Below are 20879 nucleotides of genomic sequence, written 5' to 3'. Positions count from 1 at the left end.
AATAATTACATCATATATTATATCTATGAAATATATCGGTTATTAGGTGTATTGATATTTACAAATTTAAATTTTAATTATTATTTTATTAAATTTTTTTAATAATTTTAATGAGGCTTTTACATATTTGTTGAATCAGTTTATTTAATTTTTCTGTTTTCTTTCCTTTACACAAACATCGGTAATTATATATTTTGTTTTTGTATAAAATTGAATAAAAAAAAGTTCCCTCAGGTTTTTCTGAAGTTTCAGAACCGCCAGGTTTGAGTAATCCTGTACATCCTACATAAATATCTGAGGTAAACATATTCTTTGCTTTTTTTACCAATTCTTCAGTAATTTCAATAGATTCAGGTGTATATTTTGCTATCAGTTTTGGAGAGATTTTCAGTATTTTTTCTTTAACTTTCAGGTCATAACACACTAAACCTCCAATTAGAATTTTTCCAGAGCATGGAGTCAGGGAAAATAGGTAAGCTAAATAACCTGCGGAAGCGCTTTTAATGAAAGTCACTTTTAATTTTTCTTTAGCCAATAATTCACAACATTGAGTCATCATATTTTTTCGCTTTATTTTAATTTCATCTTCATATTCTAAAAAACAAATAAAATATTTTTTAAAAGGTGACTAGTTTCTCATTTTTTTGGAGTATGAGTATTTTAAATATTTGATATATAAAAACTGATTATTTTTTGATTCAACATAAATTAAACGAATAATAACAATTATAGGCTTTTTTCATGAAACCCAAGTGAATTAAGTTTATATGCTAATTACCGCTTGGAGAATAAAAAATGCCAGTAGCAGTAAAAAAGCAATTACTAGAATTGGTTGATAAAAATCATCAAAATTATTTTGATTTGGTTACTTTTTTTCTCAATGGTGAGGTTTCTATTCAAGAAAAGGAAAGAAAAGCTTCATATTTTTTAAAAAAAGAAATCCAAAGCTTAACTTATAACTCCATCGATTTTCCCCCTGATATCAGTAAAATCCAGGACTGGATTCTAGAAAATAATAAGTTTCAATGTGCTGAATATCAGGCTTATTTAGAAAAAAGAAATAGGGGGGCAGGGCGAGAATATTTTAAAAATGTGGGTCAGGCATTCGAATTTCTGATTAAGGTTGCGCCGGTAAAGAGGGTAGACGGTTCATGGTTGTTTAGTATTGTCCATTACTGGAATGATCCGGTTTTTAGAGACTTAATCCAGATTTATCTGGAAGAACTCGGTTTGGGACTCGCCACATCTAATCATGTATGCTTATTTGATGATCTTATCTTAAATTTGGGGCTGGAACATTTTGTACTGGATCTGGAGGATGAATATTATCATCAACCTGCCATTCAACTCGCGCTGGCTTATGCACCCCCCGAGTTCATTCCGGAAATCATCGGTTTTAATCTGGCCTATGAGCAACTTCCATTACATCTGCTGATCACTAACTATGAGCTACAAGAATTAGGAATAGATTCAAAATATTTCAATCTGCATATTACCATCGACAATATTGATAATGGTCATGCATATTTATCCATTAAAGCTTTTGAAAAAATATATAGTAAATTCAATGATAAAAAGTCTTTTATAGAGAAAATGAAGATTGGCTTCGCTTTGAATGATAAAGGCTTGTCCTCCAGGAAAATTATTAAAAATCTCAATTTAGACGCCTTGGTAATTAAAATTTTAAAACGAAAAGCCTTGATCGGTAATGTCATTCACAATGACAAATGCAAGTTTAATAACAAAACGATTAATTCGTGGCTTGCATCGCCAGACTCGGTAGAAGAGTTTGTTGAGGTACTCATTGATAAAAAATGGATCAAGCTGGGTTACGATCCTGAAGAAAGCTGCTTCTGGAAGCTGATTAATCAGGAAGAAGGGAAAATGTTTGGCGTATTTACTGCTACTGAAAAGCAGATCATTTATGATTGGATTGCAGGTGAATCTGCTCAATATGCCAATTTGAACGCTCGAAGAATCCAATTGGACCATAAAGATAAAAATAATTATATGTTCAGTTTTTTATCCGATGGGGAGCTTGAAGATATTCAGCATCAGATTTATGAAACTGGCAACCTTGCTATGAAGATCAATAAACTGCTGCCTTATTTAGCTCCTCATGCCCATCATCGTGAAACAGGACTCTGGTGTACCCAACGTTTGGTCGAGTTCCTGTTTCCCTTTTTAAGCAATCAGAAATTCACCAATTGATGTCAGCCATAACATCCACGCATTTACGTTATCGAACCCATGTTTATACAATAGAAAAGAGGCGCAAGATGAATCATAAAGCCAAGCAAAGTGAAGTAGCAGGCACCGGTACTTTAGACAAAAAAAATGAAAGTGCAAAAACACAGCAGTTAGATGCTTCACGCAGTGATGCTACAGATCATGCACTGACCACCAATCAAGGCGTAAAGATTGCAGATAATCAAAACAGTTTAAAGGCAGGTGTAAGAGGTTCGACCTTACTGGAAGATTTTATCCTAAGGGAAAAAATCACCCATTTTGATCATGAGCGCATTCCTGAGCGGATTGTGCATGCACGTGGTGTAGGGGCACATGGATATTTCCAGGCTTATCCGGGCAATGAACAATATACCAAAGCGGGCTTTTTAACAGACTCCGGCATACAGACACCCATTTTTGTGCGTTTTTCTACGGTACAAGGACCCCGTGGCTCTGCCGATACCGTACGAGATATTCGAGGTTTTGCCATCAAATTTTACACTCATGAAGGCAATTATGATTTGGTCGGCAATAATGTTCCGGTTTTCTTTGTGCAGGATGGCATTAAGTTTCCGGACTTTGTACATGCCGTAAAGCCTGAACCTCATACGGAAATACCAACCGGAGGATCAGCGCATGATACTTTTTGGGATTTTGTCTCCCTGGTACCCGAGTCTGCCCATACCGTGATGTGGGCGATGTCGGATCGTGCCATTCCCCGTAATTTACGCTCGATTCAAGGTTTTGGTGTCCATACCTTCCGTATGATCAATGCCGACGGAAAAGCCATATTTGTCAAATTTCACTGGACACCAAAACAAGGTTTAAGTCAGCTGGTTTGGGATGAGGCACAAAAACTGGCAGGTAAAGACCCGGATTTTCACCGTCGGGATTTATATGAAGCGATTGAGTCGGGGAATTATCCGGAGTGGGAGCTGGGTATTCAGATTGTCGCTGAAGAAGATGAAATGAAGTTTGATTTCGATTTACTTGATCCTACAAAAATCATTCCTGAGGAATTGGTTCCGGTCACGCCAATTGGCAAGTTTGTGCTCAACTGTAATGTTGATAATTTCTTTGCAGAAATTGAACAGGTGGCATTTTGCCCGGCCCATATTGTACCGGGTATAGATTTCACCAATGATCCTCTGTTACAGGCACGTTTATTTTCTTATACCGACACTCAATTGAGCCGCTTGGGTGGCCCAAACTTTCATCAGTTGCCCATTAATAAACCAGTTTGTCCTTTTCATAACAACCAGCGTGATGCCATGCATCAAACTTTTATTCATCGTGGTCAGGCATCGTATCAACCGAATTCGATTGATAACAACTGGCCAGTCGAAACACCATCCGCTGCACAGGATGGCGGTTTTGAGAGTTATCAGGAAAAAATTGATGGTAAAAAAATCCGCCAGCGCAGTGAGGCTTTTTCAGACCATTTTTCGCAGGCTCGACTATATTACCAGAGCTTGGCACCGTATGAACAGAAGCACGTAGTAGATGCCTATACTTTTGAATTGAGTAAAGTGCAGCATCCACATATCCGCCAACGTGAAGTGCAAGAAGTATTGGCCAATATAGATCTGGATCTGGCCCAACAGGTCGGTAAAAATTTGGGTATAGAGGTCACAGCTCCCCAAAATCCGGCCAAATCTTCCTCGGTAGAAAAATCGGCGCGTCTTTCTATGACGGCATTTGTTCCTGAAGATATCAAAGCTAAAAAAATAGCCGTGCTGGTACATGATGGGGTGAGCCAAGAGAATATCGATGCGATTCAGCAATGGGCTATGGCTGAAAAAGTAGTTGCTCATATATTGACGCCAACGCCGGGCCCTGTGATGAATCAACAGCAGTCTCCAGTTGCATCGGATGGTATGCAAAAAGCAGAGCCTTCCATTGCTTATGATGCTGTGGTGATTGTGGATGGTGATAATTACCAGCAAGCGTTAAAAGACGGCGTGACAAAACATTATCTTTTGGAAGCCTACAAGCACCTGAAGCCGATTGTATTGTTAGGAGATAAGCAAGAACTTTTGCATGAGCTTAAATTACCCCATGATGATGGAACGCTAAGTACAGATAATTTTTCCTCTGTACAGGAACAGTTTAAAACCCTGCTTCGTTATCATCGGGTCTGGTCACGCGAAGCGATTGCCGACGCCGTTCCAGCTTAAATTTCGATATTTTCGCGACTATTTCTTAAAAACACCCATCTTCATGATGGGTGTTTTTCGAATGAACAATTTTAATTTTCTAAAATGCACTTGCAAGTTGGTGTAGCTATTGTTGAGTTGCACATACGATTTGAGACTAAGCACTTAAATTATCGTTCGATTTAAATTTCGAAAGCTTATTGATGAGTTGAATCAGAAGACTAACTTTTAATATATATTAGACTTCTTTCATAAGTCCTTTTTACTTCTGTCTATGAGATAAAAATAAAGAAGCTAGCAATAATTATGAAGAAGTCTATTGTATTAAAAATCATAAGCTTTACTTTGGAGCCATTTGATAAATATGGGAGATTTATTTATATGTATTATTTATGTATTCATGTTATTTTAAATTTTGTGAAATAAGTATTATTTTAAGATGATGATAAATTATCATAATTAACATATGTATAAGAATTATCATTATTTTTTTTATTTAAAAAATTCTATTAATAATTTATTTATTTGCTGTGTTAAATATTGCTTTAGTAAGAATATTGAGTTCTATAGTTATATTTTTATTGCAATATTATATTTTGATACATCATGATTGTTTTTGTTCGGTTAACTTGAGTATATGCTTAATATTGTCATTAATAATCAGGCTATTGATTGTCATTAAGTAATGGTAATAAAAATAGCATAAGGAATAGTGTTATGTCTAATAAGTCTCAACCTCAAAATCAAACAGATATGAATCAAAGGAATCAACCGATTAAACAGCCACATCATTTGCCACAGCAAGACCATAAACATAATCAGCAAAAAGAGTCTGGTAAACAGTCTCAAAATGAAAAATAAAGCAGGATTGAATAGGGTGGTCAGTAGGAAGTTTGAAGGGGGAAAGCCCCTTTAAGCAGGACAGGAGTTAAGTATGAATATCAGACCTGTAAAAGCCCATAAAATGAATGAGGATTTTGATACAACACCCACCGTAATTTATACCGGTGAATATGATGAAGAAAATCATTTGCTCAATGTATATGACTCATCACAAGAACAATTAACAAAGATTATGGGCACTAATCAATGGATTTTGAACTCTACGGGAGAGGTATTCTTTATTGAAGAGGATGTACCTTATTTTGCTAATTAACAAGGTCAGGTAAAATGAATAATACAGTAACCACATATCCACAGAAACTCGTTACATTTTATAAACTTGATAGCCCGGACATTCAGCGAGGCGTATGGGCGAATTATGACAAGAATGGGAATTTTCTCAATCTGACCAATTATTATGGTCATAGATTAGACCTGATTGGGCCGGATCGGGTACGTATAGAGGGGGAGGTTTGGGTATGTAAAGAGAATTTCAAATAAATAGAGGTTTATGCTTTGATAAAATCTGCATTTAAAGATAAAAATATAGAAAGATGAATTTAATTAAAATAAAGTCATCAGAAAAAAATTAAAATAAAAAGTCTTTAATATTTCAAGCTTTGATATAATGTTAATGAAATTTTCAGCTCAGGTATTTTAAGGCTATTAAGCTTAAATAAGCCCTCCAAGCGAAGAAAGGGCTTATATCAATGTTGTAAGATGCTTAAGCAGCCACCCAATGACTTTTGACTTCTTCAGCATCTACATTCAGCATTACTTGATTTTCTTTAATTTCACTCACCCATGAAAGTGGAATAAGATGATGACTACCTTCTTCATTTCTTGTTAACTTAATTTGATCTGTACCTTGAATATGATCTACAGTTCCTACTTTTTGACCATCTGAAGAAATTACCTCTGCATGTTTGGTAATATCATTTGCATTGATCGTAGCCATTTCATAGCTCTCCTGATAGTGCTCATTTTGTATCCTCTAATTTAAGAGATTCTCCGATATTGCGCGCCCTATATATGCAAAAGGGAACAAATCTTTAAGCAACTTTACCTTAGTGTATAAATATCATGCTTTAGAAAGTAAATTTTGCGTCTAATTAAAATGTGTAGCTCAATTTAATATTTAATAATCTATGTTCTTTATAATTTTAAGTTTATAGAAATGACGATCAAGAAAAAAATTAAATCCAATAGCTTGGATTTTTATCATTTTCGATTAGCATTTAAAATGATTGCAAGGATGAGTGACAGATAAGATAAATAGTGGATATTAACGTCATGTCGTTGCTGCACGATTTTTGGGAACAGCAAGATATTCATCCTGCATTTCGAAGAAGAACTGGTTTGCTTCATCATATTTGCAATTTAACCAGTCCATTCTCGCATTTTCAGGAATAACAATGACCGAACGCTTTTCATCTTTTGGCGTGTGAAATTGCCGCATAAAGGGATGATGGTCTGCATTGATGGTGAGCAGGCTCATGGAGCGAACTTGCTTGTTTTCAATCACAGCATTTTCATAAATGGCGGCAAGGGTAAAGGGCAGTTCATCTTTCCGAAAAATTGCGTACCAGTGCGGTTTGCCATCTATATATTTGGGTTCATAAATGGCTTCGACAGGCACAAGGGCAAACTGATTTTTATGCCAGGCGTGGCGAAAACTGGGCTTATTAGACACGGTTTCAGTTCTGGCATTATAGGTGTGACGACCATATTTTAATTCTTTTGCCCAAGAAGGAATCAGACCAAACTTGGCAAGATCCCATTCTGGCTGGTCTGCACCATGGATTAAAATCGGGGCATCATATAAGGGATAAATATGATCAGGATATTGGAACTGTGGTTCGGAAAGACCGAGAAGAAATGCTCTATTTCTTTTAATTGCTTCAAAATTTGCGCACATGGAACAATCCCTAATTTTTATTTATCCTCAATTACAGCAAAAAAGTGGGCTGGCATCATGAATCTTACAAATTTAGCACTATTCGTACTCAAACCAATAATAATAAGTAGTTGATGGCGATTTTAGCTGCTGGGCTGTCTTGTAAGGCATACCCAGCTCACTAAATAAAATTGTCGGGCTGGTAATAGATTTGAGTTAAATTAAGTTAATCATATTCATATCTATACAAGTTTATTTCCTCCAGGATAAAAGACTCTCCGTAATGGGTAGTTAGAAAAACTTCTGCTTCAGTTTTGGTTATAAAAATTTTGGCTACATTTTTATCGGTCGTCCAGTACCATGGGCTGGCTAAGGCTAAATCCAGGTCGGACATTTGCCAATTATGGCAGTCATCAAATTGATCTCGATAAGCGAGAAAGCTTTGATTCTTTTTTATGCAATAGAGTGTCATCACTATTCACCCCTGTGACGGGTAAACTAAGATTTTAACGGTGTTGATTCATTTGAACCTTTAAAAATTGTGAATAATGTCAGCGTATATTTTATAAGCTAATAATAATCATGCTGTTAGAGTGTTTTTGTAATTATACCATCCGATAAGCGGTAAAATTGCTGGGTTATAGGCAGATCAATCAAATAAAGCCCTGATGAAAGAGCTTTATAGAATTGTAGAAAGAATAATCTTCAATGGTGTCTTTTTTCTTGCTACCACCATCCTGCTTATTGACGGTAGCCCAAGCAATCCGTTCCACATCTGAATACCTGGTTGATGGGCTTGGACTTTAATGGATGGGCTTTTTGGATATTTATTCATTTTGCTTTACTATTTTTTTAACTGCTTAAAACATATTAGAAGCTTTAAAAAATAAATTTAGTGAGGCAAACATTAAATAACATAATGTATGAAAAAGTTATCAACGATTCATTTATATATTTCTTTTTATTTGTTCAGTTTTATAAACTAAAAAGCTAAACCAGTTTACATTCAAACTAACAAATTAATTCACAGCTTAAGCTCTAATTTCTTATGATAGAGATCAAAATATACATGAAGATAAATCCTTATGATCAAAATTAGAAACCCTAATTCAGGCGAAGAGCGAATGATTAACAAGGTTTTAGGCGATGAAGTCACTCTGGCTCAAGCGCAAGATCATGCTGGTTATTATTATATGGATAATCATCAGTTTATTCCTAAGCTCAATGAAAATGATGAGGTGATAGGTTTCATTGAAACAGCAGAACATTCTGTCTTATGGAAAATTGTGATCTGAATTTTATGGTTTATAAAAGCTGTAAATAAAAAATTGAATAAATAAGCTGTTTTTACATTTATGCTGCAAAAACTGAACCGTGTAAGTGAGTATCTCTTCTATTCTTAATTTTTAAAAGATTTAAGGATCGACCATGAAAAAACTCGCATTTGTAGGATTGGTGATGATGCTGGGCCTAAGTGCATGTCAAAAACAGGATAGTGATACTTCGCAGCAAGATAAAACCACCACTCCTCATTCCATGGATAAAGATCAGTAAAATCAAAATTGCTGAATTATTTTATTATTTTGGTCTGAGTTTTTTATCTTACTGTTTGAAAGTGATGCTGTGTATACCCATATTATTAAGTATAAATACTTTTCCTAAGCCGGTAGGTGAGGTGAAAAATATGCTTAATACATTTCGTAAACTGTTTTGTATTCATGTTTATGAGTTCAATTGGGATCATAAGCATGGGTACGTTCAGGAATGTCGCAAATGTGGTAAAAATGACTAAGGCATTTTACCGCTTTAATAGACTTGTAACGACATGCCTGACGGGGTTTAAATCGCTTCGACTTGGTTTGATGGGGATGGATTTTGGCTAGTGTAAAATGGCATATGATGTAGAAATGTTAAGGAGTTTAAAACGGCCTTGTTGCTGATCAATCATCTAGATGCATCCAAATTACATTGAATGAAATTGATACAAAGTTAAGATTGGATAAGCAAGATTAAATAGTAGATTAACTCATGTACAGATTCTAAATAGAGGAAGGAAACTGAAATGGTTAATCAACAACCCCTTCAAATGAGCCAGCATAATCAAGAGCATGATCGTGATAAACACAAGCAGCAACAAGAGAATCAGCAAGGTCATCAGCAAAATCAACAGTCGAATGTACAGCAGCAACCTAATCAACACAATAATCCGCAAAAACAACATAAATAACATGTTGTTTTGTATTTAAATTAAATGTGTTTTGAATGATTCAGGTGATATGAGTAATCCATACAAGCCCTCTCATGAGGGCTAAATGATCTCTATGTTCTATTAATTTCGGTCATCACCCAATTTTTGTTTTGCAATTTTGCTAAATTTTTTTCCGTAGAAGAGTTAAGCATTGAGGGTATACAGCCGACTAACACCACAGAGGCAGCGATGCTACTTGCTATCATCATTATTTTATTTAACATTTGCTTTCTCCCATTGATTTACCTTAAAGGCAATTGTGAGGCAAATAACACATAATAATTTTATAAAAATTTTCTCAATTCATTTGATTATTAACGAATAATCCACATAAATCGATCGAAAAATGAACATGGTTTGTGTCAAATGGGCAGCATCAATTTTTTTCTTATCATGATTATTTTATTTCAGTGCAATTGATCTTGATCATGGACATATTAACGTTATGTTATACATGGTCTAAATGTAAGTTATGGACTGGATTGATAAAGAAGCTCATAGAAAGGTGGATTTTTTTCTTTTTGATAAAATTTCGATCAATCCATTTTATAGGTGATTCAGTTTGAAATTTTAGTATGTCAGAATGTATCCTCCAAACAGAGGGTAAATACAGATGTCTGATATAGAACTAAAAAAATTAGATGAATTGCTTGAAGCAGCTGCCAAAAAAGGCAAAAAAGTTGAGAAAATCTTGCTAGGATATAAAGCTTATGTTTGCTTAATGGGGGATACATCATTTCATGATGAGGTGATGAATTCAGCTATAAATCCGAACAAACGTAAATATAAAAAGCATAAAATTAAGGTTACCCAAGATGAGTACCAGTTTGAGTTAAAATATGTATAGCTCATAATTTTAGAGAAAATAGGCCTATAGAAATATGGGCTTTTTATTTCCTGAAAAAAGCAAGTCTTTATGCTAGTCATCCGCTTAGATACCTCACATTAAGCAGGCTTTTTTCATATTGTATAAATCATTAATTAAGACTTATTAATAATGTGATTTAATTATCATTATTTTATTTTTTGGTATGTTTTGCCACTGAAAAATATTTGAATAGTGTACAAAATAACCATCAGAAACTGCTGTAGTTTCTGAATGACCTCCCAAGTTCCTTAGTTTATAAGCCCACATCGTCTTTCCATGAGTGGGCTTTTTTTTTGCATAGGGGAAAACTGTATACCTTATTTAATTCTACTTCATACTGGTACTGTGTGTAGATATAGGGTGTGAGTGGTGTTTAGGGAATTCAGTTAAAAAAATGGTGGGATATGATTAAGAAAATTATTAAATCTATTGTTTGCAAGCATGATTACAAACTGATTCGAACTATTCATCGTGATCAGATTAATCACTTAAATGCTCGTAGTGAGTGGCAATGTGACAAGTGTAAATGGATCACATATGGTCGATATTTAGATCGAATTAAATAAATCCTGTTTCACCATAATTAAAATATCCTAATGATACATCCATAGGCGATGGGACAATATTCAGGTCTAGTGGTTTGTAATTTAATGTCACGTGATAAATACGATAATTTGTTAAAGTGTCTTAAACGAATGAAAAGCTAAAGAATTAAATTTAAGAACTCATCGAAAGGTGTGATTTTTATTTGTCACACTCATTTGCTATTTTTTGGAAAAAATACCGAGCTGGTGTTATGAGTAGTGTATTAACTAAAGATGAATTACAGTTATTCTTGGCAATGGTGATGCGAGAGAATGAAGAATTAAAGGAAGAAAACCGAAAGTTATTGTTAATTGTTGCTGATTCTACTGAGCAAATAAAGAAAGCTACTTATATCACTGAAGAGTATCAGCGGATGTTTAATGAGATTACTGAAGCGCTTAGGACTCGTTATGCTGCAGAGTTTACAGTTGTTGAAGATATTCCAATACACCTAAGTTAGTTCACATAGCAATCAAAGCTCTGGCATAGATCAGGCTTTTAGTGGATAAGTAACATAGAATTAACTTAATAATTCTACAACTCAACAATTTATCTATATTTTCTATACCTTGTGGTCAAATTTTCAGTGCTATTTTAATTTTGCAACCACAAGAAAATGAAGAAAATAACTGTAGCGCAGGCCCGCTTATTTGAAGGAGTAAGTGGGTTTTTAATTGTGAGGAGAAAAATCATGCTTAAGTTTCTGTATTGTTTACTTGGACTACATGGTGCGACAGAAATCGATTACACGATTGATGATGAAGAAATCCAGCTGTGTCGGGATTATTTAAGGGAAAAATAGTTCTCCATTGCCGGATGGATGATATATTCTGGCACATAAGACCCCGCTCAATATGCATTATTGGCGGGGGTTTTCTTTTTTAAATTTATTAAATTTTGTTACTTTTTAAATAACCTATTTAATTCATTGATTTAGTATTTTTAATTAATATAATTATATTAATTCAATAACTTAGGTTAATTTTTATATTGAGTCTAGCTTGTTTGGTGGGCATTATTGCTTCGTTACTTTATAGAAATAACGGAGTTTTAAAATGAAAGTATCAACATTTACGACAACATTTGAAGAGTTGTTAGGTTATTCATTCCGTAGGTTGAATGCACCAGAAGATGGCATTGTTAAGATAGAGGTGTGCGTATCTTCATTAGTCGGAAACGCTTTAAATAGATTTTTAGATTATTGCTCCAAGCATGGATATAAACACGGCGTTGCGGAGATCAAAGATAATTTGATTTTGCTTACTGTTCACTTGAAGTGATTGGATTGAACCAGAAACCCCTCTTGCTTTAGTAATGAGGGGGGCTTTTCTTATTGATGGTGCTTATAAAAGACAAAGTACAAGCGAAACAAGACTTAGAATTTTGCAGTGCTGAGCTGTCTAAGTATCAGAGTCTAAGCTGTTCAATGTTAGGTTAGAACATGCCATGCAGCTCTGATGCAGATTACGATTAATAAAATGACTATGTATAAAAGAAATCCACCAATTCCAGATGCTTGATCAAGTCTGTAGTGATAAGCAATAAAGAGCAGAAACAGAATCCCAAGGATATAAAGCATTGTGGTTCTTAATTTTTTAATAACTATTGGTAACATGATAAGTATTGAGGTGAGGAAATGCAAAAAGCCGTGTTTCCTATCAATTCCTATTCAGATGACTGAATATTTGAATGGCGGGCATGATTTTACTGTGGTGAAATTTGGTATTCATTTGACTATGCTGGATGATTTGAATTGGGCAATAGGAAACTGAAAGTCTTTAACTTATAATTGGATATTAACTTAAGAAATAAGAAAATGGCTGAAGAATATTTGAGTTTTTGGGGTGCAATTGCTGGGGCTTTAATAGGTGCTTTTGCATTATTTAGAATAGCCCGTAAGACTGCTGGAAATGTCTACGAAAATTTTAAGGCAGATAAACTTGTAGAGGCTAAAAGAGATATTTTTTTAAGTTTGGTTGATCATTGGATGAATTATCTAATGGTAGTAAATACCTTTAGAGTTAATCCACAAGAGGAATATGTGAAAGCTATTTTTCAAGCAACTAAAGATTTAGTTTCATCCTTGCATAAGTCTAATTTTATATCCGAGCCAAAAACTAAAAAAGAAGTAATGCTATTTACACTGGATTTTAGTAGAAAAAATCTTGAACTCAGTAAAATTACCAATAATTGGTATAGTTCACAAGAGCAGGATCTGTGCAATTTATTTGAAATTCTTGAACGTTTAGGTGATCAAGCATTAGATCTTCAAAATTTACTAAGAACAGAATTAGGAATAGCTAATGATCCAGAGATTGATTCCTTTTTACTGGAAAAACAAAAAGAATTTTCCCATGACATGAAGCATATCTTGTTTAATGAAGAGTGAAATATGCTCAGTTAATAATTCCAACCACCTTATGGTGGTTTTTCTTGGCATTTGCTTGGGCTTCATTGGTCGCCGTAGCAAAAAAAGCGTATGGTACTGGGTCTCAATGTGAAAAGGTCATGTTTAACCAAGGTGGATGGAAGAAAGTATGCCAGGAATAGCACTACAAACTCACTTCCATACCCATACTCACCATCAAAAAAACTATCCCAAACAGTTCAGCCTGATTCTCTCTAGATTTTTTATGTCAATTGAATATTTTTTTTTTAAACAAACAGCTCAATAAAGAAAGTCTCTATAAAATATATTTATATCCATTTTATAAATTTTTACTCTAAAATCAGTAAGGTTAGGGCTACTTAATAGGAGTTTACAAAAAATGAAAAAATATTTATTTTAATTTTTGTAGACAGATTTGTAGACTATTGAAGTGCAATTAGTGGCAAAACCATGCAATGTGATGCAACTATTAAATGTTTTAAGTTATTGAAAAAATAAAATGGAATGCAACTAAATGCTAAGCTTGCCAATCCAGTACAAACTGTCAGGATTCTACTTCTTCTACTATTCCATCGTTGGTACGTTCATGCCTTTTTGGAATTTGTATCTGGAAGATCAAGGCTTTAATTATCAAGAGATTGGATTGTTATCTTCAATCGCAATCATTACCCGCTTTTTCGCGCCGTTCATTTGGGGGTGGATTGCCGATAAATCTGGCAAAAGAATGCTGTTGGTCCGTATAGCCACATGGATGGAATCCTGTATCTGGTTCATGATTTTTTTGATCCCAAATACCTTTCAGTCTGTTGCACTGCTTATGCTGATTTTTAGTTTTTTTCAGAATGCCATCTTAGCGCAGTTTGAAGGGGTCACATTGTTCTGGTTGGGGGATAAGCGCAATCAGCTGTATGGGAAAATCAGAAAATGGGGCTCGGTGGGTTTTATTGTAGGCGTTTTTGGCATTGGTGCCTTACTTGAAATTGTCGCTATTTCCATGCTCCCGCTGATGTTGCTGTGTATCGCATTTTTGGCTTTTCTTTGGTCTTTTAGCATTAAAGAACCCAGCACAGCCCCACAATCACAACAACAATTAGAACCGTTATTGCCGATATTAAAACGGCCTGTAGTGGCTGCTTTTTTTGCTATTGAATTTGTTTTGTTATTTTCTCATGCTCCATTTTATAGTTTCTATAGTAACTACTTGCATCAAGCTGGTTTTTCGACGACTGAAATTGGCCTGTTGTGGTCCGTCGGAGTGGTTGCAGAAATTATCATGTTTGCTTTTGCCCATATTTTCTTGACCCGGTTTTCGTGGCGCAGTCTAGTTAGTTGCTGTCTGGTCCTGACCGGTGTACGGTGGATTGTTGTGGGACTATTACCTCATCTCTTGGTGGCACAGTTTTTAGCCCAAAGTATTCATGCCTTTAGTTTTGGCCTGTTTCATATGATTGCCATGCGCATTATCTTTCAAAACTTTTCCGCAGGTCAGCAAGGCCGCGGTCAGGCCATGTACAGCACCATGTGGGGTTTAGGTGTCGCTTTAGGAAGTATTCTGGCTGGAAGATATTGGCAAGTCATCTCAGGAGAAATGGTGTTTGTTCTTGCTGGGCTTTCAACAGTTGTGGGTTTGCTATTTGTGCGCTGGCTACCGAAATATATTCAACATGGCTAAAAATTTTTTAAAAAGTCAGTATTTTACATTTATGGCCAAGATTGCCGCTGTGTGGTCTTTATTATACAGCTGCATCAGTACGAAAAATTCTTGTTTCAGTGTTGTGATAAAACTATTGATTCTTTCGGCTTGGTAGACCAATTTTGTGCAAATTCAACCTGAAATTATATTGTTGTAATATGGTGATAAATACTGGTTTTTCATAAAAATATGCTAAGTTATAACAAAGGATTTTTAGCACTGAATTGATGTATGAAAAAAACATATTTTACAATTTTACTTACATTGTGCTCATCTGTTGCGATGGCAAATTACAATCAAGCTGTAGTCGCAACAGAAGAAAATGATCGAGCTGAAAATTCGAATACCATTCGTATTGTGACTCGTCCAGAAATTGTTGGCTTATGGGGGATGCAAGTTGCCAACAATAATAAATGCATTGAATATTATAATTTTAAATCGAATAACAATGTCATTATTAAAAGTGGCCAGGAGTGGTCATCTGGAATTTATGATTTTCAACCAGCTCAAGAGGAACGTTCCTTATTATCTGCACTGGTTTTACAAGTAAAGTATGACAATAATGAAAAGGATTGTTCAGGTCTGCAAGAAGACCAGACTGGCGAGATTTCCCAATATTTTGTGCAGTGGAAAAATGCATCAACAATAAATTTCTGCAGTAATGAAAAAGCTGAACAGTGTTTTGCCACCTTGCGCCGTGTTTTACCTTAATGATTGTTCATGATTTTATAAATATATCGTTATACAGATAAAAAAACCGCTCATAAAGACCGGTTTTTTTATATCGGTTTATTTAAGACGCTTCTTGATAAGCTTCCAGCTTTTTCAATAAGTGTTTTTCCAGATAGTGAATATCCATCGCTTCTTTACAGAAGTTTTCATCTTCCAGAATCAAATCTCTATGTAAAGGAATGTTGGTTTTCACTCCGGTCAGGATCGTTTCTTCTAATGCCTGTTTCATACGTGCAATAGTCGTATCACGATCTTTACCATGGGCAATGAGTTTTGCAATCATTGAGTCATAATAAGGCGGAATGCTGTAGCCTGGGTAAATATGCGAATCCATACGGATACCTGCACCACCTGGAGCATAATAATTTTCAATTTTGCCCGGAGATGGCAGGAATGTGGTTGGATCTTCCGCATTGATACGGCATTCAATGGCATGACCGCGTACTTCCACTTGATCTTGTTGAATTTCAAGGCCAAGTCCGCCAGCAATACGCAATTGTTGCTCAATAATATCAATACCAGTGACCATTTCGGTAACAGGGTGTTCAACTTGAACACGGGTATTCATTTCAATGAAGAAGAACTCACCATCTTCAAACAGGAACTCGAATGTACCCGCACCACGGTATTGCATAAGCTTACATGCATTAACACAGGCTTCTAAAATTTCAGCGCGAGCTTCTTCTGGTAAACCTGGGGCAGGTGCTTCTTCCAATACTTTTTGATGGCGACGCTGTAAAGAACAGTCACGATCATACAAGTGAATGGCATGACCATTACCATCTGCTAAAACCTGAACTTCGACGTGACGCGGTTTTTGCAGGAAACGTTCCATATAAACTGTGTCATCACCAAACCACATTTCAGCATCACGCTGTGCAGCCTGAACCGATTCAAGCAGGGTATCGACACGTTCAACAATACGCATACCACGACCACCACCACCAGAAGCAGCTTTAACGATCAGCGGGAAACCAATTTCTTTGGCTTCTGCAAGGGCATTGTGAATAGTCACTGCATGGTCACAGCCTGGTACTGTTGGTACACCGGCTTTCTTCATGGCAATAATGGCAGAAACCTTGTTACCCATCAGACGGATGTGTTCCGGACGTGGACCAATAAAGATAAAGCCAGAATTTTCAACAATTTCTGCAAATTCGGCATTTTCAGACAAGAAACCATAACCTGGGTGAATGGCATCTGCACCGGTAATTTCAGCAGCAGTAATAATTGCCGGGATGTTTAAATAGCTTTCACTACTTGCACCCGGACCAATACATACCGCTTCATCACAAAAGCGTAAATGCATCAGGTCTTTATCGGCATCGGAATAAATACCTACGGTTTTAATTCCTAAAGTTCTGCAAGCTCGGGTGATGCGTAAAGCAATTTCACCCCGGTTTGCAATTAAAACTTTTTGCAACATTGTGAATCCCCGTGGTCTTAGGCGCGATAGCGGAACAATGGTTGACCGAATTGAATCACTTCGCCATTTTTCACCAGAATTTCTTCAATCACGCCACTTTGAGTTGCTTCAATCGGGTTCATGATTTTCATGGCTTCAATAATACCCAGTGTTTCACCTGCAGAAACGGTTTGGCCCACTTTCACGAATGGTGCTTCACCCGGGTTTGGTGCTGCATAGAACACACCAACCATAGGCGATGTTTCAACTGCACCGCGTGGTGTTTTTGCAGCAGGTGCTGCAGCTGCAGTAGCTACAGGCATTGTAGGAACAGCTGCTGCTACCACAGGATTGCGACGGGTGAGGGCGATGGATTGGTCACCCTCTTTAACTTCAATCGCTTGTAAGTCAGATTCAATCATCAGGTCGATGAGTTTCTTGATTTTACGGATATCCATGAGACAGTATTCCTAATTATGATTGCTTAGAAGGTTGAATTTTATCGATGGCGAATTCCAGTGCAGCGCTATAACCTTTTGCACCTAAACCACAAATCACGCCAACGGCTTTATCGGATAAATATGAATGATGTCGGAATGCTTCACGTGCGTGTACATTAGACAAGTGAACTTCAATAAACGGAATGGCAACACCAAGAAGCGCATCACGTACTGCAACAGAGGTATGGGTCAACGCCGCAGGATTGATAATGATGAATTGAACACCTTCTTTTTGTGCCTGATGAATTCGGTCGACAATTGCACCTTCCCAATTGCTTTGAAAAGTATTCAGGGAAACAGATGCATTTTGAGCTTGAGCGATGAGCTTTTGATTGATATCGTCTAAGGTAAGGTGTCCATAAACTTCAGGTTCACGCATACCGAGTAAATTTAGATTCGGTCCATGAATAACCAAAATGGTTGAGCCCATTCAGCTTGCTCCAATTATAAGTTTGCAAATATACCTTGCAAGATGTCAGCAAAGTTTGCGTATTATGGCAAATAATTCCGTATTTCTATTATAATTTGTTTAAATTGATACGGAAGCTATGTGTCAAAACTGAGCTATATAATGAGAACTTTGCAGGGAATTGGCAATGTTAAAAAATGACATTTTTTATAATTATTAATAGTTCTTACATTGTAAGCTAAATTGACCAAAACAGTTCATTTATTTTGCGTAACAGTCACGGTAGAGTCATGAATAGGCAGCAGTTCCTTCCGGCAGATGGTATCGCGTGGTGAGCGGTGCTGCTGTTTCATCTGCCAGGCCGAATTGGCTGAATGATAGACCACCTGTATACAATCCGATCCATAGCGTTGTTGCATTTTCAATAAGGTGTTCATTAAATTATCCCGTTGTTGAATCAAGGCTAAAGGTTGCCCTAAGCCATGAATATAGTGCTGTTTAACAGATAATGCCCTAAAAATGACTTCCACATTTCCACTTTCAAATATTTATAATTTATTTAAATAAAACATCTATTTGCTTTAATGATATACCCTTTAAAGTCAGCAGGTCATCGCTTGCATATTCAAGACCTAGTGCATAAGACAGCCTATTTTTATAGGGAGGGCTAGATACCTTTTCATAGCGTGAACATGGACACAGGTATGCAATTACTGCCGGTTTAAGCGTTTATGAGCACGGCTGACATAAAAAATCACTGCATGTTTGATGATTGTTTTTTTGGTCAATACTGTAGCGAAACTGCGTGATGAAAGAATGCTTTTTGCTGGTGTTACAGGATCATTGAATGTAGTACATGATTGACCTTTTAGTTCAGGAGTTGTCCGTGCAATCATCACCGAGAATTGTTTGCAGAGATGATATTTATTGGCAAAAGTTAAGTCATAGCAACTATAAAATTTATAGTCTTGAAACTGTTTGCCGTTTTTACGACCAATACCCAAATTTCGATGACCAGTGTTTCTACGAGCAGGCTTTCATAACTGCATAAGTCTAAATGTGGTAAATAGCACAGAGACTTAAAACAAAGAATTATTTTGACAAAATAACTGGCCTGTTTGGCTTGGGTCTTAGTAATGCCACTCCTATGCAGCATCATAGTAAACCCAGTGATTGCTCAATGAGCTGGATTAAGACTCGACAATATTTTTCTAGAATTATTCTAGATCAAAATATTTTGCATAACTGCTGTGCTGGATAAAACAATTATCAATTTAAGGGGGAGTTGAGGTTCTAAATCATCAGATGGAAATGCTGTTCCAGAATCCCAAAAAGCGCCGTGACATATCTGTGTATAAAGCGTAGTTACTGAAAGATACTTTGACTCCTAACAGGCCAAGTCTATTGCTCAATTTTATAAAAATATAAGTACATTATTGGAAAGTATTATAACTACAGGTTGGCCATTTAAATGAGGATTAAAGCTCCGTTCACAGCTTACATAGCAGTTAAGATCAATTAAGGCAAAGAATTAGTTAGCCATTTTTCTTGTTTTGAAATTGTAACGTTTTCAAAGTGAGGAAAATAAAATCGTTTATAAATTTCAATTTTTAAAAATCCGAATAATCAAGAGATCATTCGATAAAGAGCTTGAGCAGCATGTAAGGTTCAGTGTAATTAGCGTTAATAGCGTAAAGATGAGATTCAGTGATAGACTAAAAATCAGTAAATTAATATTTTGATCATTACAATGAATTAAGTCGAAACAGTTTGCAGGTTGGTTAATCAGAAATATCCGCTAGATTAATAAGAGTCGTAATTACATACGGCATATCCCTAGTAATCAGGGCTAGTAATCAATCGAAAGGATGAATATGAAAATGGCTAATCAACAACAATCGAATCCGCAAAGCGAAAATCAAAAGCATCAACAGCAACAGCAGCAACAAGACAATCAACGTCAGCAAAACCAAGGCAATCAACGCCAACAGCAGCAAAAAACCCTCAACAGCAAAAATAATCCTAAAACTTGCTTAGGATTTACCATAAGCCTCAAGTTTACTTGGGGCTTTTATCTATCTATCTTATCTGCGTATGTTAAAAGTAAAATTTTGATCAGTGCCGGCTATATATCAACTCATTAAATTTATTAGCGCAATTTTTTTAAAATACAGGTCACTACACCCCAGATCGTCAACTGTTCTTCACTGCGCAAATAAATATCCGGATATTCTGGGTTTTCTGCTTTTAACCAGATTTTCACTTCTCTATTTTTCTGTTTTTCTATCATTAATCGTTTAACGGTAAACTCATTATTAATTAAAGCCAAAACAATATCGCCATGTTCTGCGTTCAAGCTACGGTCAACTAAAATCTGGTCATCAATGTCTATACCAGCATTCTTCATTGACAACGAATTTATCCGTAATACAAAGGTACTGGAGGCGTTGTGTACGAGATATTGATTTAAGTCGATAACGTCTTCAGCGTAATCCTGACTCAGAGAGGAAAAACCTGCCTCAACCGATTCCATAGGATAAGGAATATCGAGTTGGGTCTGAATCTGTATTGAATGCAGTTCAATCTTCTGACTACGGTCATCTGCGGGTTTGGGTTTTAACCAGGACTTAATTTCAGATACTTTAGACTCTGGTACGCGCATCACCACAGTTTTTTCCTGATACTGGGTTTTGCGGCCAGCATTTTTGCGTTTGCCGCCGTGACCATATTGAGGGCTTATTGTAGATTCTGTCGCATCTTGTGGTTTCATTTACATTTTTTTTGATTTCGTAACATTTTCAAGATTAGCAAAAAATACTGAAAATAAAAAGTTTAGCCATGTTAAATCGTTCTAAGTTAAACTGTGGCTATTCGGTTTTTATCTGC

General features: G+C 36.0%; 24 protein-coding genes. 14 read left to right on the top strand and 10 right to left on the bottom strand.

The window, feature by feature from the left end; all coding sequences use genetic code 11:
- Nucleotides 1-88: 88 nt before the first annotated feature.
- The gene (locus tag JFY49_RS08665) at nucleotides 89-559 is read right to left on the bottom strand and encodes a CinA family protein (protein ID WP_200222593.1); all 471 of its coding nucleotides are present in this window, start codon (nucleotides 557-559) and stop codon (nucleotides 89-91) included.
- 236 nt (nucleotides 560-795) lie between these two features.
- On the opposite strand from JFY49_RS08665, the gene JFY49_RS08660 reads away from it, so the two are divergent.
- From JFY49_RS08660 to JFY49_RS08645, 4 genes are all read left to right on the top strand, one after another.
- The gene (locus JFY49_RS08660) at nucleotides 796-2211 is read left to right on the top strand and encodes an iron-containing redox enzyme family protein (protein WP_200222592.1); all 1416 of its coding nucleotides are present in this window, start codon (nucleotides 796-798) and stop codon (nucleotides 2209-2211) included.
- Between the two features lie 68 nt (nucleotides 2212-2279).
- Entirely contained in the window at nucleotides 2280-4406 is a 2127-nt protein-coding gene (katE, locus tag JFY49_RS08655; RefSeq protein ID WP_200222591.1) for a catalase HPII, read from the top strand.
- 696 nt (nucleotides 4407-5102) lie between these two features.
- Complete coding sequence (locus JFY49_RS08650) at nucleotides 5103-5246, top strand: hypothetical protein (RefSeq protein ID WP_200222590.1); 144 nt, start codon at nucleotides 5103-5105, stop codon at nucleotides 5244-5246.
- A gap of 73 nt (nucleotides 5247-5319) precedes the next feature.
- Complete coding sequence (locus tag JFY49_RS08645) at nucleotides 5320-5541, top strand: hypothetical protein (protein WP_086197372.1); 222 nt, start codon at nucleotides 5320-5322, stop codon at nucleotides 5539-5541.
- A 450-nt stretch (nucleotides 5542-5991) separates the two neighbouring features.
- Here JFY49_RS08645 and JFY49_RS08640 read toward each other — a convergent pair whose 3' ends face one another.
- The 3 genes from JFY49_RS08640 to JFY49_RS08630 all read right to left on the bottom strand — a co-directional run bounded on the left by JFY49_RS08640 (nucleotide 5992) and on the right by JFY49_RS08630 (nucleotide 7639).
- Entirely contained in the window at nucleotides 5992-6225 is a 234-nt protein-coding gene (locus tag JFY49_RS08640; RefSeq protein ID WP_200222589.1) for a DUF2171 domain-containing protein, read from the bottom strand.
- A 333-nt stretch (nucleotides 6226-6558) separates the two neighbouring features.
- Entirely contained in the window at nucleotides 6559-7185 is a 627-nt protein-coding gene (locus JFY49_RS08635; RefSeq protein ID WP_200222588.1) for an SOS response-associated peptidase, read from the bottom strand.
- 205 nt (nucleotides 7186-7390) lie between these two features.
- Nucleotides 7391-7639, bottom strand: coding sequence for a hypothetical protein (locus JFY49_RS08630; RefSeq protein ID WP_200222587.1), 249 nt, complete (start codon nucleotides 7637-7639; stop codon nucleotides 7391-7393).
- Nucleotides 7640-8249: 610 nt separating this feature from the next.
- Between JFY49_RS08630 and JFY49_RS08625 the strand changes: the two genes are divergently transcribed.
- From JFY49_RS08625 to JFY49_RS08590, 9 genes are all read left to right on the top strand, one after another.
- The gene (locus tag JFY49_RS08625; RefSeq protein WP_200222586.1) at nucleotides 8250-8459 is read left to right on the top strand and encodes a hypothetical protein; all 210 of its coding nucleotides are present in this window, start codon (nucleotides 8250-8252) and stop codon (nucleotides 8457-8459) included.
- Between the two features lie 133 nt (nucleotides 8460-8592).
- Nucleotides 8593-8718: a hypothetical protein gene (locus JFY49_RS17530; RefSeq protein WP_227609428.1), complete on the top strand. Its 126-nt coding sequence runs from the start codon at nucleotides 8593-8595 to the stop codon at nucleotides 8716-8718.
- Between the two features lie 508 nt (nucleotides 8719-9226).
- Nucleotides 9227-9391, top strand: a complete 165-nt coding sequence (locus JFY49_RS08620; protein ID WP_200222585.1) for a hypothetical protein — start codon at nucleotides 9227-9229, stop codon at nucleotides 9389-9391.
- Between the two features lie 634 nt (nucleotides 9392-10025).
- Nucleotides 10026-10259, top strand: a complete 234-nt coding sequence (locus JFY49_RS08615; protein WP_086197365.1) for a hypothetical protein — start codon at nucleotides 10026-10028, stop codon at nucleotides 10257-10259.
- 769 nt (nucleotides 10260-11028) lie between these two features.
- Nucleotides 11029-11325: a hypothetical protein gene (locus tag JFY49_RS08610; RefSeq protein WP_200222584.1), complete on the top strand. Its 297-nt coding sequence runs from the start codon at nucleotides 11029-11031 to the stop codon at nucleotides 11323-11325.
- A 595-nt stretch (nucleotides 11326-11920) separates the two neighbouring features.
- Complete coding sequence (locus tag JFY49_RS08605; protein WP_200222583.1) at nucleotides 11921-12145, top strand: hypothetical protein; 225 nt, start codon at nucleotides 11921-11923, stop codon at nucleotides 12143-12145.
- Between the two features lie 536 nt (nucleotides 12146-12681).
- Nucleotides 12682-13254, top strand: a complete 573-nt coding sequence (locus JFY49_RS08600) for a hypothetical protein (RefSeq protein ID WP_200222582.1) — start codon at nucleotides 12682-12684, stop codon at nucleotides 13252-13254.
- Between the two features lie 514 nt (nucleotides 13255-13768).
- A complete protein-coding gene (locus JFY49_RS08595) occupies nucleotides 13769-14926 on the top strand; it encodes an MFS transporter (RefSeq protein WP_200222581.1) in 1158 nt (385 codons plus the stop codon).
- Between the two features lie 252 nt (nucleotides 14927-15178).
- Nucleotides 15179-15658: a hypothetical protein gene (locus JFY49_RS08590; RefSeq protein WP_200222580.1), complete on the top strand. Its 480-nt coding sequence runs from the start codon at nucleotides 15179-15181 to the stop codon at nucleotides 15656-15658.
- Nucleotides 15659-15740: 82 nt separating this feature from the next.
- Here the strand turns inward: JFY49_RS08590 and accC are convergent, their stop codons facing one another.
- The 5 genes from accC to JFY49_RS17520 all read right to left on the bottom strand — a co-directional run bounded on the left by accC (nucleotide 15741) and on the right by JFY49_RS17520 (nucleotide 18997).
- Nucleotides 15741-17105: an acetyl-CoA carboxylase biotin carboxylase subunit gene (gene accC / locus JFY49_RS08585; RefSeq protein WP_086197359.1), complete on the bottom strand. Its 1365-nt coding sequence runs from the start codon at nucleotides 17103-17105 to the stop codon at nucleotides 15741-15743.
- A 17-nt stretch (nucleotides 17106-17122) separates the two neighbouring features.
- Nucleotides 17123-17542 (bottom strand): acetyl-CoA carboxylase biotin carboxyl carrier protein, encoded by a 420-nt coding sequence (accB, locus tag JFY49_RS08580; RefSeq protein WP_200222579.1) that lies wholly within the window; start codon nucleotides 17540-17542, stop codon nucleotides 17123-17125.
- Nucleotides 17543-17558: 16 nt separating this feature from the next.
- On the bottom strand, nucleotides 17559-18014 hold the full coding sequence (aroQ, locus tag JFY49_RS08575; protein WP_180044147.1) for a type II 3-dehydroquinate dehydratase: 456 nt from the start codon (nucleotides 18012-18014) through the stop codon (nucleotides 17559-17561).
- A 236-nt stretch (nucleotides 18015-18250) separates the two neighbouring features.
- Nucleotides 18251-18523 (bottom strand): DUF4113 domain-containing protein, encoded by a 273-nt coding sequence (locus JFY49_RS17525; RefSeq protein WP_227609427.1) that lies wholly within the window; start codon nucleotides 18521-18523, stop codon nucleotides 18251-18253.
- Between the two features lie 180 nt (nucleotides 18524-18703).
- Nucleotides 18704-18997, bottom strand: a complete 294-nt coding sequence (locus JFY49_RS17520; RefSeq protein WP_227609426.1) for a hypothetical protein — start codon at nucleotides 18995-18997, stop codon at nucleotides 18704-18706.
- Nucleotides 18998-19873: 876 nt separating this feature from the next.
- Here JFY49_RS17520 and JFY49_RS08565 point away from each other — a divergent pair.
- Nucleotides 19874-20137, top strand: a complete 264-nt coding sequence (locus JFY49_RS08565) for a hypothetical protein (RefSeq protein WP_200222578.1) — start codon at nucleotides 19874-19876, stop codon at nucleotides 20135-20137.
- Nucleotides 20138-20142: 5 nt separating this feature from the next.
- Here the strand turns inward: JFY49_RS08565 and JFY49_RS08560 are convergent, their stop codons facing one another.
- Nucleotides 20143-20763 (bottom strand): LexA family protein, encoded by a 621-nt coding sequence (locus JFY49_RS08560; RefSeq protein ID WP_200222577.1) that lies wholly within the window; start codon nucleotides 20761-20763, stop codon nucleotides 20143-20145.
- Between the last annotated feature and the right edge of the window lie 116 nt (nucleotides 20764-20879).

It is taken from the genome of Acinetobacter sp. CS-2, assembly GCF_016599715.1.
GTDB lineage: Bacteria > Pseudomonadota > Gammaproteobacteria > Pseudomonadales > Moraxellaceae > Acinetobacter.
This window is presented reverse-complemented; position numbering and strand designations above follow the sequence as displayed.